Origin of the sequence: Rhodococcus sp. HNM0563 (assembly GCF_012726195.1) — a bacterium.
Taxonomy (GTDB): domain Bacteria; phylum Actinomycetota; class Actinomycetes; order Mycobacteriales; family Mycobacteriaceae; genus Rhodococcus.
The window spans coordinates 721,436-736,571 of the sequence record NZ_JAASAF010000001.1 but is presented as its reverse complement, the minus strand read 5'-3'; the positions used below and the strand labels follow the sequence as shown (position 1 = coordinate 736,571).

13 protein-coding genes are annotated in these 15,136 nt (G+C 65.2%); all 13 read right to left on the bottom strand.

What is annotated here, in order from left to right:
* Nucleotides 1–8 precede the first annotated feature (8 nt).
* The 13 genes from nuoL to HCA61_RS03490 all read right to left on the bottom strand — a co-directional run bounded on the left by nuoL (nt 9) and on the right by HCA61_RS03490 (nt 15,071).
* Complete coding sequence (nuoL, locus tag HCA61_RS03550) at nt 9–1,901, bottom strand: NADH-quinone oxidoreductase subunit L (protein WP_169686666.1); 1,893 nt, start codon at nt 1,899–1,901, stop codon at nt 9–11.
* 52 nt (nt 1,902–1,953) lie between these two features.
* The gene (nuoK, locus tag HCA61_RS03545; protein WP_054719375.1) at nt 1,954–2,253 is read right to left on the bottom strand and encodes an NADH-quinone oxidoreductase subunit NuoK; all 300 of its coding nucleotides are present in this window, start codon (nt 2,251–2,253) and stop codon (nt 1,954–1,956) included.
* Nucleotides 2,250–3,083: an NADH-quinone oxidoreductase subunit J gene (locus HCA61_RS03540; protein WP_169686664.1), complete on the bottom strand. Its 834-nt coding sequence runs from the start codon at nt 3,081–3,083 to the stop codon at nt 2,250–2,252. Before HCA61_RS03540 ends, nuoK begins: the two co-directional genes overlap by 4 nt.
* Nucleotides 3,080–3,634, bottom strand: a complete 555-nt coding sequence (gene nuoI / locus HCA61_RS03535; RefSeq protein WP_169686872.1) for an NADH-quinone oxidoreductase subunit NuoI — start codon at nt 3,632–3,634, stop codon at nt 3,080–3,082. Before nuoI ends, HCA61_RS03540 begins: the two co-directional genes overlap by 4 nt.
* Nucleotides 3,627–4,937 (bottom strand): NADH-quinone oxidoreductase subunit NuoH, encoded by a 1,311-nt coding sequence (gene nuoH / locus HCA61_RS03530; protein ID WP_169686662.1) that lies wholly within the window; start codon nt 4,935–4,937, stop codon nt 3,627–3,629. Before nuoH ends, nuoI begins: the two co-directional genes overlap by 8 nt.
* Nucleotides 4,934–7,384: an NADH-quinone oxidoreductase subunit G gene (locus HCA61_RS03525; protein ID WP_169686660.1), complete on the bottom strand. Its 2,451-nt coding sequence runs from the start codon at nt 7,382–7,384 to the stop codon at nt 4,934–4,936. Before HCA61_RS03525 ends, nuoH begins: the two co-directional genes overlap by 4 nt.
* Nucleotides 7,381–9,489: an NADH-quinone oxidoreductase subunit NuoF gene (gene nuoF, locus HCA61_RS03520; protein ID WP_169686658.1), complete on the bottom strand. Its 2,109-nt coding sequence runs from the start codon at nt 9,487–9,489 to the stop codon at nt 7,381–7,383. Before nuoF ends, HCA61_RS03525 begins: the two co-directional genes overlap by 4 nt.
* The gene (nuoD, locus tag HCA61_RS03515) at nt 9,486–10,787 is read right to left on the bottom strand and encodes an NADH dehydrogenase (quinone) subunit D (RefSeq protein WP_169686871.1); all 1,302 of its coding nucleotides are present in this window, start codon (nt 10,785–10,787) and stop codon (nt 9,486–9,488) included. Before nuoD ends, nuoF begins: the two co-directional genes overlap by 4 nt.
* A gap of 14 nt (nt 10,788–10,801) precedes the next feature.
* On the bottom strand, nt 10,802–11,551 hold the full coding sequence (locus tag HCA61_RS03510) for an NADH-quinone oxidoreductase subunit C (RefSeq protein WP_169686656.1): 750 nt from the start codon (nt 11,549–11,551) through the stop codon (nt 10,802–10,804).
* Entirely contained in the window at nt 11,548–12,102 is a 555-nt protein-coding gene (locus tag HCA61_RS03505) for an NADH-quinone oxidoreductase subunit B (RefSeq protein ID WP_169686654.1), read from the bottom strand. Before HCA61_RS03505 ends, HCA61_RS03510 begins: the two co-directional genes overlap by 4 nt.
* 84 nt (nt 12,103–12,186) lie before the next feature.
* On the bottom strand, nt 12,187–12,546 hold the full coding sequence (locus HCA61_RS03500; protein WP_169686870.1) for an NADH-quinone oxidoreductase subunit A: 360 nt from the start codon (nt 12,544–12,546) through the stop codon (nt 12,187–12,189).
* 200 nt (nt 12,547–12,746) lie between these two features.
* On the bottom strand, nt 12,747–13,172 hold the full coding sequence (locus HCA61_RS03495) for a response regulator transcription factor (RefSeq protein WP_169686652.1): 426 nt from the start codon (nt 13,170–13,172) through the stop codon (nt 12,747–12,749).
* Between the two features lie 84 nt (nt 13,173–13,256).
* Complete coding sequence (locus HCA61_RS03490) at nt 13,257–15,071, bottom strand: Hsp70 family protein (RefSeq protein WP_169686650.1); 1,815 nt, start codon at nt 15,069–15,071, stop codon at nt 13,257–13,259.
* Nucleotides 15,072–15,136: the final 65 nt, after the last annotated feature.

Below are 15,136 nucleotides of genomic sequence, written 5' to 3'. Positions count from 1 at the left end.
TCACCCCCTCACAACCGCACCAACATCATCGCTGCGACCACAACGGCCGCACCGGCGAACATGTACAGGGCATACGACCGGACGAAGCCGGTCTGCAGGCGTCGCAACGAACTGGACAGGGCACCGACAACACCCGAAACTCCGGAGACGACGCCGTTCACACCGGTGTTCTCGACCGCGACCAGCGTGCGCACCATGCCCTGACCAGGTCGCATGAACACCGCTTCGTCGAACGCATCGCCGTAGAGGTCGTTGCGCGCGGCCACGGTCAGCGCCGACACATCGTCGGGAGCCGTGTCGGGGATCCGGCGGGTCACATACTCGCGGTACGCAACTCCGACACCGGCGAGGACCACGGCGAGTGTCATGAGCGTGACCAGCCACACCGGCAGACCACCCTCGTGATGCGCGGATCCGACGACCGGTTCGAGCCAATGCTGCAGCGACCCACCGAGAACGAGCAGACCACCGGCGGCCACCGAGCCCACGGCGAGCAGAATCATCGGCCACACCATGATGCCCGGGGATTCGTGGGGATCGGCCTCGTCACTCCAACGACGTTCCCCGAAGAACGTCATGATCATCACGCGGCTCATGTAGAAGGCGGTCAGGCCTGCGCCGAGCAGAGCAGCGGCACCCAGAATCACGCCTTTCGCGCCGGGCTCGGCGAACGCCACTTCGATGATCTTGTCCTTGGAGAAGAAGCCTGCGAAGGGAGGGATACCGATGATCGCGAGATACCCCAGTCCGAATGTGATGAACGTCAGTGGCATGAGCGTGCGCAGACCGCCGTAGCGTCGCATGTCGGTCTCGTCGTTCATCCCGTGCATCACCGATCCGGCGCCGAGAAACAGGCCGGCCTTGAAGAATCCGTGAGTGAGCAGATGCAGGATCGCAAAGGCATAGCCGGCCGGACCGAGCCCCGCCGCGAGCACCATGTACCCGATCTGGCTCATCGTCGACGCAGCGAGCGCTTTCTTGATGTCGTCCTTCGCGCAGCCGATGATCGCACCGAACAAGAGTGTCGCGGTGCCCACGACGACAACCGCGAGTTGCGCCACGGGTGCTGCATCGAAGATCGCGTGGGCACGGGTGATGAGATAGACACCTGCGGTGACCATCGTCGCGGCGTGGATCAGAGCCGACACCGGTGTGGGGCCTTCCATCGCGTCGCCGAGCCACGACTGGAGGGGCAGCTGCGCGGATTTCGCGCATGCGGCGAGCAGCAACGCCAAGCCCAGTGCAGTGATCGTGCCTTCGCTCGCGGCGGGCACTGCAGCGAACACCTCGTCGTACGACAGCGTGCCGAAAGTCGCGAACATGACCATGAGGGCGACGAGCAGACCGATGTCGCCGACACGGTTGACCACGAATGCCTTCTTCGCCGCGGTAGCGGCGGTGGGTTTGTGCTGCCAGAACCCGATGAGGAGGTACGACGCCAATCCGACGCCCTCCCAGCCGAGATAGAGGCCGAGAAAGTTGTCGGCGAGCACGAGCAGCAACATCGCGGCGAGGAACAGGTTCAGGTACGCGAAGAAACGGCGCCGGGCGGCGTCGTGTGCCATGTAGCCGATCGAGTACAGGTGGATCAGCGAACCCACCCCGGTGATGAGGAGGACGAAGCACATCGACAGCTGATCGAGCTGCAGACCGAAGTCGACCTGCAGGCTCTCCACGGGAACCCACACGAACAGGGTCTTCTGTGCTGTGCGTTCCGCGGTCGCGGCGCCGAGCATGTCGGCGAAGGCGACGAGTCCGAGTACGAACGAGGCGAGCGCGGTGGCGCATCCGAGCAGATGCCCCCACGGGTCACTGCGGCGCCCGGCCAGCAGCAGTACGGCGGCGCCCACGAGCGGCAGAACCGGAATCAGCCAGATGATCGTGGCGATCGAGGAGCTCATGACGCACGTCCTCTCGTCGCTTGCTGTGCGGTCACACTCACCGTCCTGACGGTCAGTACTTGAGGAGATTGGCGTTGTCGACCGACGCCGAACGGCGGCTCCGGAAGATCGTGACGATGATCGCGAGTCCCACCACCACTTCCGCGGCCGCCACGACCATCGTGAAGAACGCGAACACCTGGCCGTGCAGATTGCCGTGCATCCGGGCGAAAGTGACGAACGCCAGATTGGCGGCGTTGAGCATCAGTTCGATGCTCATGAACACGACGATCGCGTTGCGTCGCAGCAGCACTCCGGATGCGCCGATCGTGAACAGCAGTGCGGACAGATACAGGTAGTTCTCCGGATTCACCCCTGATCCCCCTTCTCCGTGGTCTGCCGGACCGGGTCTTCCTCCAGGGGGCGTCCCCTCTCCCGAAGGGTCGCCGGACCGGGCACACCCAGGTCGGTTGGTTCCCAACCACGGCCGATCCGCCGGAGGAGTGGACCGACGGACTCGTCGGAGAACGAGCCGTCGGGCAGCAGCGCCGGGACGTCGGCTGCGTTGTGCCGTGCATACACGCCGGGCGGGGGCAGTGGGGTGACCCGACCGCCCTCTCTGAACCGGCGTTCGGCCAACTCCCGTTGTGTTTCCCGCGGCCGGACGCGTTCGCGGTGTGCGAGCACCATCGCGCCGACCGTTGCGGTGATCAGGAGCGCTCCGGTGAGTTCGAAGGCCCACACGTAGTCGAGGAAGAGCAGTTCGGCGAGCGCTTCGACGTTGCCCGCCTCGTTCGCGTCGTCGAGACCGACGAACGCTGTGGTCGCTACGTTCCCGAGGCCACCGACAAGCAGGATCCCGAATCCGAGTCCGACCACGATGGCGAGAAGGCGTTGCGCTCGAAGGGTTTCCACGAGTGAGTCGGACGAGTCGATGCCGACCAGCATGAGCACGAACAGGAACAGCATCATGACGGCACCGGTGTAGACGACCACCTGGACCACACCGAGGAACAGTGCGCCCTGAGCGATGTAGAAGATCGCGAGCACGATCATGGTCATGGCGAGGAAGAGCGCGGAGTAGACCGCTTTCGCTGCGCCGACCACACCGAGCGCCCCGACCACAGCGACCGTGCCGAGGATCCAGAACTGCACCGCCTCCCCGGTCGACGTCGCGTCGGCCGCGAGCGCAGCGGCGGTCACGATGCCTGCTCCGCGTCACCGTCGGGCCGGTTCGGGGAGGCGTCGGGCGCGGGCAGGGTACCGCGGTAGTAGTCGTCGTCGGTTGCTCCCGGCGCCATCGGATGCGGCGGGGCAGCCATTCCGGGTTGGAGGGGAGCGAGCAACCGGTCCTTCGTGTAGATGAGGTCGGTGCGGTTGTCATCGACCATCTCAAAATCGTTGGTCATCGTCAGCGCACGCGTGGGGCACGCTTCGATGCACAGGCCGCAGCCGATGCAGCGCAGGTAGTTGATCTGATAGTCCCGGCCGTACCGTTCACCCGGTGAGTAACGCTCGGTCTCGGTGTTGTCGGCACCCTCGACGAAGATCGCGTCGGCCGGGCACGCCCATGCACACAACTCGCAGCCGATGCATTTCTCCAGCCCGTCCGGATAACGGTTGAGTTGATGCCTGCCGTGATAGCGCGGTGCGGTCGGCGTTTTCACCTCGGGGTAGAACTCGGTGTTCGGCTTCTTGAACATGGTCGAGAGGGTCACACCGAAACCCGCCAGCGGACCCAACAGTTCAGACATCGATTTTTCGGGCATCGCTCGCCTCCTTGGATGTGGCTTGCGCGGACGGAACCGGGATCGGCGGAACCGGGAATCCTCCTGCCATCGGGTCGAAGTCGGACCTACTCGGCGGGCGCGGCGCGGGCCGTTGTCGATCGCCGCGGCGGGAACGGAATGTCAGGTAGGCGAACAACACTGCCGTGAGGAGCGCGCCGGCGACGATGAGGGTCGCTGAGCGAGGGAGGATGTCGTCGCCTGCGAGTTGTCGTACGACGGCGACGACCATCACCCAGATCACGGCGATCGGGATGAGCAGTTTCCATCCCAATGCCATGAACTGGTCGTATCGAAGTCGCGGAAGCGTGCTGCGCAGCCATACGAAGACGAACAGCACAGCCCACACCTTGAGGATGAACCACAGCACCGGCCACCATCCGGAGTTCGCCCAGCTACCCATGTTGAAGGGCCAGGGTGCGTGCCAGCCGCCCAGGAACATCGTGGTCGACAGCGCCGAGACGGTGATCATGTTCACGTATTCGGCCAGCATGAACATGGCAAAGCGCAGCGACGAGTATTCGGTGTGGAAACCTCCGACGAGTTCGCCTTCGGCCTCGGGGAGATCGAACGGTGCACGGTTGGTTTCGCCGACCATCGACACCGAATAGATCACGAACGACGGAATCAGCAGCACGATGTACCACAGGCCGTCCTGCGCGGCGACGATCCCCGAGGTCGACATCGTGCCGGACAGCAGAAACACCGCCGCGAAGGTAAGGCCCATCGCGATCTCGTAGGAGATCACCTGCGCCGTCGAACGCAGCCCACCGAGGAGTGGGTAGGTGGACCCGGACGCCCAGCCTGCAAGGACGATGCCGTAGACCCCCACCGAGGTGACAGCCAGGATGTAGAGGACGGCGACCGGAAGATCGGTCAACTGCAACGGTGTGATGTGTCCGAACACCGACACCGAAGGACCGAACGGGATCACTGCGAAGGCCATGAACGCGGGTGCGGTCGCGATGACCGGTGCCAGCAAGTAGATCGGTTTGTCGACGCCGGTAGGTGTGATGCCTTCCTTGAGGCCGAGTTTGATACCGTCCGCGACGGTTTGGAGCAGGCCTTTCGGGCCCACCCGGTCGGGCCCCACCCTCATCTGCATCCAGGCCATGACTTTACGTTCGGCCAGGATCAGCACGAGCGTGGTGAGAACGAGGAACGCGAAGATCACGATTGCCTTGGCTATCACCAGCCACCACGGATCGATGCCGAACATCGACAGGTCGACTTCGTGCGCGCTGACGCTCGGGGATGCTCCGACGGTCATTGTCGTGCCTCCTCACCGGCGGCTGCTGCGGCGCGGATCCGCACGATCGCTCCTGCGTCGACGGCGAGTCGTTCGTGCACTTCCGACCCGGCAGTGTTCATGGGAATCCACACGACGCGATCAGGGAGGGTATCGATCACCGCGGGGAGGGTGATCTCGCCACGCTCCGTCGATACCGTCAGTGGGTCGCCCTCACGCACACCCACCTCGTCAGCGGTCGCGGCGGACATGCGCGCGACGGGTGCCCGCGCGGTCCCGGCAAGGTGTGGTTCGCCGTCCTGCATGCGTCCGGCGTCGAGGAGCATTCGCCACGTCGACAGAACCGCCTCACCCAGAACAGGTTTCGGTGTCGCTACCGGCCTTGCTGGAGAAAACTCGACGTGGGAACTGCGCCGTTGCCCCAATTCGACGAGTTCGGCTCGGGCCGCTGTCGCATCGCGAATGCCGAACGGGATGCCCATCGTCTCGGCAAGTGCGTCGAGGATGCGCAGGTCGGACAATGCCCCGGTGTCGCGTAGTGCGACCGGGAACGGCCGCTCACGTCCTTCCCAGTCCAGGAAGGTTCCGGCCTTTTCGACGACGGGGGCGACCGGGAAAACGACGTCGGCCCGGTCGGTGATGTCGCTGCGGCGGATGTCGAGGCCGACGAGGAACGCCGCGGAGTCGAGTGCGGCGCGGACAGCGTGCGGATCGGGTAGGTCGGCGACGTCGACGCCCGCGACCACCAACGCGGCGAGGTCGCCGGCTGCCGCGGCAGCGAGGATGCCCGCAGTGTCGCGACCGGGACCCTCGGGTATCGGTTGTATGTCGGGGCCTGTGCCCCAAACCGATTCGACTTCGCGTCGCGCCTCGGCATCGGTGACTGCCCGTCCACCTGGAAGGAGGGTCGGGAAAGCGCCTGCTTCGAGCGCACCTCGGTCGCCCGCGCGGCGAGGCACCCACGCGAGCCGTGCACCGGTCACGTCGGCGACGCGCACGATCGCGCTCAGTGCGCCGGGCGCTGCAGCGAGCCGCTCCCCTACCAGAATGATCGCGCCGTCCCCCCGCAGCTGCCCAGCGAGTTCCGGACACCCCCCGGAGCACAGGTCGTCGAACACTCGGGCCTCATCACCGGGGACGCATTCGAGAAGGGCCCCGGACATCTTCTCCAACCCTCGGCTCGCATGCGACGCCACCGACCACACCGCCGTCCCCCGCTTTCGGACGGCCTTGCGCAACCGCAGGAAGATCAGGGGTGACTCCTCTTCCGGTTCGAGACCGGCCAGGAGCACGGCAGGGGCCTTCTCGAGGTCGCCGTATGTCACGGACATCCGTGTACCTGCGATCCGGCTCCCGAGGAATCCGGTCTCCTCTCCGGTGTGTACGCGTGCCCGGAAGTCGATGTCGTTGGTCCCGAGCGCAATGCGTGCGAATTTGGCGTATGCGTAGGACTCTTCCCAGGTGAGGCGTCCGCCGGTCAGCACACCCGCGTTGCCGCGGGCGGCAGTGAGCCCCCTGGCCGCAACGGTGAGCGCGGCAGGCCACGACGCCGGGACCAGGACTCCTGCAGAGTCTCGGATCATCGGTCCGGTGAGCCGGTCGGGTTCACCGGCATAGGTGAACGCCCATCGTCCCTTGTCGCAGTTCCATTCCTCGTTCACCTCGGGATCGTCGCCGGCGAGACGGCGCATCACGGATCCGCGACGGTGGTCGGTGCGTTGCGCGCAGCCTCCGGCGCAGTGCTCGCACACACTCGGGGTCGAGACCAGGTCGAACGGCCGGGCCCGGAATCGGTAGGAACTGCCGGTGAGCGCACCGACCGGGCAGACCTGCACGGTGTTGCCGGAGAAATACGATTCGAATGGTTCCTCGGTGTAGATACCGACCTGTTGCAGGGCACCTCGTTCGAGCATGTCGATGAACCGGTCGCCGGCGATCTGATCGGAGAACCGGGTGCACCGGGCGCAGAGCACACATCGTTCCCTGTCGAGAAGAACCTGCGACGAGATGGCGATCGGTTTGGGATAGGTACGTTTGACGTCCTCGAAGCGGGTCTGCGGTCGGCCGTTGGACATCGCCTGGTTCTGCAGCGGGCATTCACCGCCCTTGTCGCACACCGGGCAGTCGAGAGGGTGATTGATGAGCAGCAGTTCCATCACGCCCTGCTGCGCTTTGTCGGCCACGGGCGATGTGGCCTGCGTACGCACGATCATCCCGTCGGTGACGACGGTGGTGCAGGAGGCAAGCGGCTTGCGCTGTCCTTCGACCTCGACGAGGCATTGTCGGCACGCTCCGACCGGGTCGAGGAGCGGATGGTCGCAGAACCGGGGGATCTGAATACCGATGAGTTCGGCGGCCCTGATCACCAGAGTCCCCTTGGGGACTGTGATCTCGCTTCCGTCGATTGTGGCGGTGACGAGGTCGACGGGGGTCGTGCCGTCGGCTCCCGTCTCGGCTGCGGCGGTCATCGGCTTTCTCCTCCGATCGCGTGCACACCGGGCAGCGTTGCCAGGCGGTGCTCGAACGGGCATCCTCCGTGCTCGAAATGTGCGATGTATTCATCGCGGAAGTAGGCGAGTGAGGACGTGATCGGGCTGGTGGCGCCGTCACCGAGCGCACAGAAGGCGCGGCCGAGGATGTTGTCGGCGATGTCGAGTAGTTTCTCGAGGTCGGCTTCGGTGCCGCGTCCGTGTTCGAGCCGGTGCAGGATCTGTTCGAGCCAGTACGTCCCCTCGCGGCACGGGGTGCACTTCCCACACGACTCGTGCGCGTAGAACTCCGTCCACCGCAGCACGGTGCGGACGACACACGTGGTGTCGTCGAAGATCTGCAGTGCGCGGGTGCCGAGCATCGACCCGGCTGCCCCCACACTCTCGTAATCGAGTGGAACGTCGAGGTGTTCGTCGGTGAAGATCGGAGTGGACGAGCCCCCCGGTGTCCAGAACTTGAGACGGTGCCCGCGACGCACGCCACCGGCGAGGTCGAGTAGTTCGCGCAGGGTGATACCGAGCGGGGCCTCGTACTGACCTGGGTTGTTGACGTGGCCCGACAGCGAGAACATGGCGAAGCCAGGGGATTTCTCGGTACCCATCGAGCGGTACCACTCGACACCGTTGCGGATGATCGGTGGCACGTTCGCGATGGATTCGACATTGTTGACCACGGTCGGGCATGCGTACAGACCCGCGACCGCGGGGAACGGCGGTCGCAGACGTGGCTGTCCGCGACGGCCCTCGAGGGAGTCGAGCAGGGCGGTTTCCTCCCCGCAGATGTATGCACCGGCGCCCGCATGCACAACCAGTTCGAGGTCGAAGCCGGAGCCGAGAATGTCGCGGCCGACATATCCGGCGTCGTAGGCTTCGGCGACGGCGGCCTGCAGCCGTCGCAGTACCGGTACCGCTTCACCGCGTAGATAGATGAAGGCGCGCGCTGCGCGGATCGCGTACGCCGAGATGATGACACCTTCGATGAGCGCGTGCGGGGTCGCGAGCATCAGGGGGATGTCTTTGCAGGTGCCCGGTTCCGATTCGTCGGCGTTGACGACGAGGTAGTGCGGCTTTCCGTCGCCCTGAGGAATGAACGACCACTTGGTGCCGGTCGAGAATCCGGCCCCACCGCGTCCACGCAGACCGGATTGTTTGACGTCGTCGATGACCTCGTCGGGATCCTTGTGCAGCGCGACCTGCAGTGCCTCGTACCCGCGGTGGCGCCGGTATGTCTCGAGAGTCCAGGACCGGTCCTCGTCCCAGTATTCGGTGAGCACGGGAGTCAGGGTGGAGTCGAGTGGCTCATCGTGCACGACGGGGTCGTCGGTGACGGGAGGCGCCTTCATCTTCTTGTCTCGAGCGACGCGCAGACCGACGACCGACGGCTCACCAGCGCTGCCTCCGGCTTCGAGTGCCCCTGGACGAGTATCCGGAAACCCCGCAAGGAGACGCGCGGTGTCGCGGAAAGTCCGCAACGGCGCGCCGCGTGTGGGTTCGGGGGGCGTCCCGGCCAGCAGATCGTCGACGAGCGCCGTTGCCGAGTCGACGGTGCGATTGTCGAACAGTTCCCAGTTGACGGTCATCACCGGCGCGTAGTCGCATGCGGCATTGCATTCGATGTGTTCGAGCGTGATCGCGCCGTCGGTCGTGGTCTCGCCGTTGTCCACACCGAGGCGGTCGCAGAGCGTGGCGAAGATGTCGTCGCCGCCCATGGTCGCGCACAACGCGTTGGTGCACACACCGACGTGGTAGGTGCCGGTCGGAGATCTGCGGTACATCGTGTAGAACGTGGCGACGGCGGCTACCTCGGCCCCGGTCAACCCGAGATGCCCGGCACAGAACTCGATACCCGCCGGGGAGACGTAACCGTCTTCGGACTGCACGAGGTGCAGCAGCGGCAACAGCGCCGACCTGCTCTGCGGATACCGGGCGATGATCTCCAGGGCGTCGACGTCGAGGCGGACGCGGACATCGTCGGGATAGCTACGACGATCGCCCGGCCGTACGAGCAGGACGTCTTCCTCCGGGCGCGGGCCGAACGGAATCAACACCGGTTCGGCCGGCACGATGTGCTCGGTACTGCTCATCTGTCCACTCCCCCCATCACCGGGTCGATGCTGGCGACCGCGGCGATCACGTCGGAGATCATGCCGCCCTCGCACATCGCGGCGACTGCCTGCAGATTCGTGAACGACGGGTCGCGGTAGTGCACTCGATAGGGGCGGGTACCGCCGTCGCTGACCATGTGCACTCCGAGTTCTCCACGGGGCGACTCGACCGCGACGTACACCTGACCGGCGGGCACCCGGATACCTTCGGTGACGAGTTTGAAATGATGGATGAGATCTTCCATCGAGGTGCCCATGATCGTGCGGATGTGTTCGAGCGAGTTGCCGAGTCCATCGGCGCCGAGCGCCAGTTGCGCCGGCCACGCGATCTTCCTGTCCTGCACCATCACCGGCCCCGGCCGCAGCCGATCGAGACACTGTTCGACGATCTTGAGGGACTCCCACATCTCCTCTACCCGGATCAGGTAGCGGCCGTAGCAATCGTTTCCGGTGTGGGTGACGACGTCGAATTCGTAATTCTCGTATCCGCAGTACGGTTGTGCCCGGCGAAGATCGTGCGGGAGTCCCGTGGCGCGCAGTACGGGGCCGGTGACGCCGAGCGCCATGCACCCGGTGAGGTCGAGGTATCCGATCCCCTCGGTCCGCGCCTTCCAGATCGGATTGTCGTTGAGCAGTAACTCCATGTCGCGCAATCGGCTCGGCATGAGTTTCAGCAGGTCGCGGATTTTGGGCACGGCCTCGGAGGGGAGGTCCTGCACGAGACCACCGGGCCTGATGTAGGCATGGTTCATGCGCAGACCGGTGACGATTTCGAACACTTCGAGGACGAGTTCGCGTTCACGGAACCCGAACAACATCGGTGTGGTGGCGCCGAGTTCCATGCCACCGGTGGCGAGGGCCACGAGGTGAGACGAGATGCGGTTGAGTTCCATGAGCATCACACGGATGATCGACGCGCGTTCGGGGATCAGATCGGTGATGCCGAGGAGCTTCTCGACACCGAGGCAGTAGGCGCTCTCGTTGAAGAACGGCGACAGGTAATCCATGCGGGTCACGAACGTGACGCCTTGCGTCCAGTTGCGGAACTCGAGATTCTTCTCGATTCCGGTGTGGAGATAACCGATTCCGCATCTGGCTTCGGTCACCATCTCGCCGTCGATCTCGAGTATCAGACGCAGTACGCCGTGGGTGGACGGGTGCTGCGGGCCCATGTTGACCACGATGTGGTCTTCTCCTGCGGCGCGTGCTGCAGCACTGATCTCGTCCCAGTCCTGGCCCACCGCGTCGTAGACGGTTGTTCCCGTGTCCGACTCCATCGCAGCGTCGTTCGTCAACTGTAGGCCCTCCGCTCGTCCGGTGGCGGGATCTGTGCACCCTTGTACTCGACGGGGATTCCACCGAGCGGATAGTCCTTGCGTTGCGGGTGTCCGTTCCAGTCGTCGGGCATCTGGATCCGGGTGAGCGACGGATGACCGTCGAAGACCAGACCGAAGAAGTCGTATGCCTCACGTTCGTGCCAGTCCGTTGTCGGGTAGACGGTGTGTAGCGACGGAATGTGCGGATCTGCGTCGGGCACGGCGACCTCGACGAGGATGCGACGGTTGTGGGTGATCGACATCAGCGGATATACCGCGTGCAGTTCGCGGCCGGTGTCCTCGGGGTAGTGAACGCCGCTGACGCCGAGGCACAGCTCGAAGCGTAGGGCGGGATGGTCGCGCAGGGTGCGGGCGATCGATACGAGATGTTCGCGGCGCACGTGCACCGACATCTCTCCCCGGAACACGACGATCTTCTCCACGGCGGCCTCGAATCCGGCGGGCCCCGCGTCGTAGAGGGCATCTTCGACGCCCGCGTCGTTAGGGGCATCTTCGACGCCCGCGTCGTTGAGGGCATCTTCGACGGTGTCGGCGAGATCGTCGAGGTAACCACCGAACGGTCTCGGGCTGCTGTCCGGCAGAGCGACACGGCGCACGAGCCGGCCGTATCCACTGGTGTCCCCGCTCCCGTGGATACCGAACATCCCGCGGCGCTGCGCGATGACTTCCGGCGCAGCCGAATCCGGTGAGTTGGGGTCGGTCATCGGCGCGGCACCTTCAGCTCGATGAGCGGACGCTGAGCGAGCGCGGCCTGTTCTGCCGCGCGCACCGCTTCTTCACGGTTGGCTCCGAGCGGCATGTGCTGGATCTTGTCGTGCAACGCCAGAATCGCGTTGATCAGCATCTCCGGGCGCGGTGGACATCCCGGCAGGTAGATGTCGACCGGCACCACATGGTCGACCCCCTGCACGATCGCGTAGTTGTTGAACATGCCCCCTGATGATGCGCACACGCCCATCGACAGAACCCATTTCGGTTCGACCATCTGGTCGTAGACCTGACGGAGTGCAGGTGCCATCTTCTGGCTTACACGTCCGGCGACGATCATTACGTCGGCCTGTCGCGGTGATGCTCGGAAGGCCTCCATACCGAATCGGGCGATATCGAAACGTCCCCCCGCGGTCGACATCATCTCGATTGCGCAGCAGGCCAGACCGAACGAGGCGGGCCACAACGACCCTTTACGGGCGAAGCCGGCGAGGACTTCGACCGTGCTGAGCAGAAATCCGCTCGGGACCTTCTCTTCGAGACCCATATCCGACTCTTACCACCTTCGACAAGATTGTGGATCTTATTCGGGTGCAATCGATTTACGGAGTGATTCTTCGGAGGACTTCCGTCAATCCCATGTCAGGCCACCGCGTCTCCACTCGTAGGCATATGCAACGAACACGTTGAACATGAACAGGGCCATGGCGAGCAGACCGAACATCCCGAGCGCATCGAAATGGATCGCCCAGGGGTACAGGAAGACGATTTCGATGTCGAAGATGATGAACAGCATGGCCGTCAGGTAGTACTTGACCGGAAATCGGCCGCCTCCGGTGGGCTGCGGTGTCGGATCGATGCCGCATTCGTAGGCATCGAGCTTCGCCCGGTTGTAGCGACTCGGACCGGCGATGCTCGCCACCACGACGGAGAAGAGCGCGAACGCGAGCGCAATTGCGCCGAGCACCAGAATCGGCACGTAGACGTTCATCGGCACCTCCGGTTCCGAACGTCGAACCCCGGTCGTGTGGCCGTCGGACATTCGGACATCCTGTGAGCCACGGCACACACACTAGTGCCGATGACGCGGGACTTGTCCAGGATTCGACACGCATTCTTCGGCGCGGCGTGTCCGCCCGTTCGGGCTCCTCAGGAGGAGTAGTCTCTGCGCCCCGGCAGAGGCGGATCGGATCAGCGTGCGGGTGCCGGATCGGCGCCGGGCAGCAGGAGGCGGACGACCTCGCGACCGAGCTTCATCGCGTCGATCGGGTGCGCTACGACGGACTCGGCCCGCGACCACGATGCGAGCCAGGTGTCGTCGGGACGCCCGATGATCACAACGACCGGCGGGCACGGGTCGATCTCGTCCTTGAGTTGCTTCGCAATCCCCAGGCCACCGGCGGGCGCAGTCTCACCGTCCAGGATCACCAGATCGATCCCGCCCGCGTCGAGGTGCGAGAGGACGACGGGGGCGGTTGCGACCTCGGTGTACTCGAGGGGTGGAAGGTCGGGGTGCAGGGTCGTGCCCAAGGCAGCCTGTACGCGGCTGCGCACAGTGGCGTCGTCGCTGTACACGAGGATCTTCAGAGTTGCGGGACGGCTCTCGGCATCACTCACGGGCCCGATGCTAGATCGTCACCGACGCCACCGGACCGTTCGGTCGGACCCGTACGGCGTGTCGCGCCGAACCGGCCGGCCTGCTCAGTCGTAGACCGACCAGAATTCGAGCATGGGTTCTCGCGCCAGTTCCGTTCCCCCTTCGGTGATGAGCAGGGCCCTGTCGTCGAACCGGTAGGTCACTCCGGCGTTGGTGACTTCGAATCCGTCCGCGACCACGATCGGGTCGTCTATCTCTATGCCGGATCCGTCCTCGACCCTGATCCCCTTGTAGTACAGGCGGTCGGCGCCGGTCCTGCATACGACGATGAGCGAGGCCGTGGTGCGTGCGATACCGAGGGCCTCGTTGTCCGCGTTGCACCGCGGACCCACCTCGTCGACGAAACCCTGTGCGTCCGCGTCGGCCACCGTGACAACTCCCCGCGGCGAGTTCGCGCTGGTGGTCCGTGCCGTGGTGACGTATGCGGTCGTGAGCGGGGCGTGGGTGGTCGACACAGGTGCCGTCGTCGGGGCGCGCGTTGTCGTGGGTTCCTGGGCGACCGTCACTGTGCTGACGCCCGTCGATGGACCGGCAACCGTCTGCGGATCCACCGAATCGCTGCGCGTAGCGGCCCACGCGATCACGACACCGACGGCGACGAGCGCGGCGACCGCGCCCCCGATCAGTCCCCGACGACTGTTGCGCGTGGAAGTACTGGACGACGGCTCGGGAAGGTTCGGACCCGCCACAGGGGTCGTGGACGGTCGGGCGGCGACACGGCTCGGGGCTGCACCCGGGTTCTGATCCGTTACAGGGTCGCGGTCCGACGCGAACATGTGCCGTGCAGCGATCAGCGCACCCTGCGCCACCACGGTCTTGGGATCGTCGAGTGTCGCGACCCGAGCGATCCGCGACAATTCCTGGTGCACAAGCGGAATCCGCGACGATCCGCCGGTCAGGTAGAGGGCGTGCAGGGAACCGGGCGTGATACCGGCATCAGCGAGCGTGTCTCGGACGAGGTCCACCGCCGACTCCACCTGCGGGCGGATCAGCGAATCGAACTCCGGCCGGGTCAGCGACAGGGTCGTCCGGGATCTGGATCCGACGACCGTGATCGTTGCCGAGGGTGTCTCGGAGAGCACTTCCTTGGCGCCGCGGGCAGCCTCATCGAGGGCGCGGATCGCCTCGATGCTTCCGGGCGCCCCGTCGGCGAATTCGGCGCGTGCTGTGGCGTCGCGGTCGGCCACATGGTCGAGGGCCCAGCGTCGGATGAGTGCGTCGAAGTTCTTGCCTCCTAGAGCATTGTCGCCCCGTGCGGCCACGACGTCGAACGCCCCGGAGTCTGCGATCCGCAGTACCGCGACGTCAGCGGTTCCCCCGCCGAAGTCGAACACGGCGATCGCCGTACCGGGCGGCAGCCGAGCGGTGCGGGTGTAGTAGTAGGCGGCCGCGCGGGGTTCCGACACGGTGGTGATCGTGGACGGTTCGATTCCCGCTCGCGAGGCCGCGTCCACCAGCACCGCGACAGTGGCATGCGACCACGCTTCGGGGTGGGTGAGTACGACGCGCTCGGGCGGCACGCCGTTGTGCAGTACCGCCGCTCGACGCATCACGCTGCGCAACACTGCCGCGATCATCTGTGGCGGTGTCAGGTCCACATGGCCGGTCCGGATGAACGGCTGCGAGATCAGGCGTTTGGGCGCGGGCACGAAACCCTCCGGGTGGCCGGCTGCCGCATTCTGGGCGGCGGCGCCGGTGAGAATCTCGCTGTCCGCGCGTACGAACACCGCCGAGGGCAATAGGTTCGAGCGATGGGTGAGCGATACCGGATGGATCGAGCCGTCGCCTGTACGGGTGTGTGCGGCCGCTGTGTTCGACGTCCCGAAATCGATCGCGAGCCACCATCGTTCATCACTCATGATTCAGGAGACTAGTACTACGCTCCGCACGAAACTTCTGGCCCGTGCCCGGGTTGCCGTGGGTC

What these genes read in the sequence shown, in the direction of transcription:
- nuoL (WP_169686666.1), bottom strand. Translation starts at nt 1,901, where the DNA reads ATGAGCTCCTCGATCGCCACGATCATCTGGCTGATTCCGGTTCTGCCG.
- nuoI (WP_169686872.1), bottom strand. Translation starts at nt 3,634, where the DNA reads ATGTCTGAACTGTTGGGTCCGCTGGCGGGTTTCGGTGTGACCCTCTCG.
- nuoH (WP_169686662.1), bottom strand. Translation starts at nt 4,937, where the DNA reads ATGACCGTCGGAGCATCCCCGAGCGTCAGCGCGCACGAAGTCGACCTG.
- HCA61_RS03525 (WP_169686660.1), bottom strand. Translation starts at nt 7,384, where the DNA reads ATGACCGCCGCAGCCGAGACGGGAGCCGACGGCACGACCCCCGTCGAC.
- nuoF (WP_169686658.1), bottom strand. Translation starts at nt 9,489, where the DNA reads ATGAGCAGTACCGAGCACATCGTGCCGGCCGAACCGGTGTTGATTCCG.
- nuoD (WP_169686871.1), bottom strand. Translation starts at nt 10,787, where the DNA reads ATGGAGTCGGACACGGGAACAACCGTCTACGACGCGGTGGGCCAGGAC.
- HCA61_RS03510 (WP_169686656.1), bottom strand. Translation starts at nt 11,551, where the DNA reads ATGACCGACCCCAACTCACCGGATTCGGCTGCGCCGGAAGTCATCGCG.
- HCA61_RS03505 (WP_169686654.1), bottom strand. Translation starts at nt 12,102, where the DNA reads ATGGGTCTCGAAGAGAAGGTCCCGAGCGGATTTCTGCTCAGCACGGTC.
- HCA61_RS03500 (WP_169686870.1), bottom strand. Translation starts at nt 12,546, where the DNA reads ATGAACGTCTACGTGCCGATTCTGGTGCTCGGCGCAATTGCGCTCGCG.
- HCA61_RS03490 (WP_169686650.1), bottom strand. Translation starts at nt 15,071, where the DNA reads ATGAGTGATGAACGATGGTGGCTCGCGATCGATTTCGGGACGTCGAAC.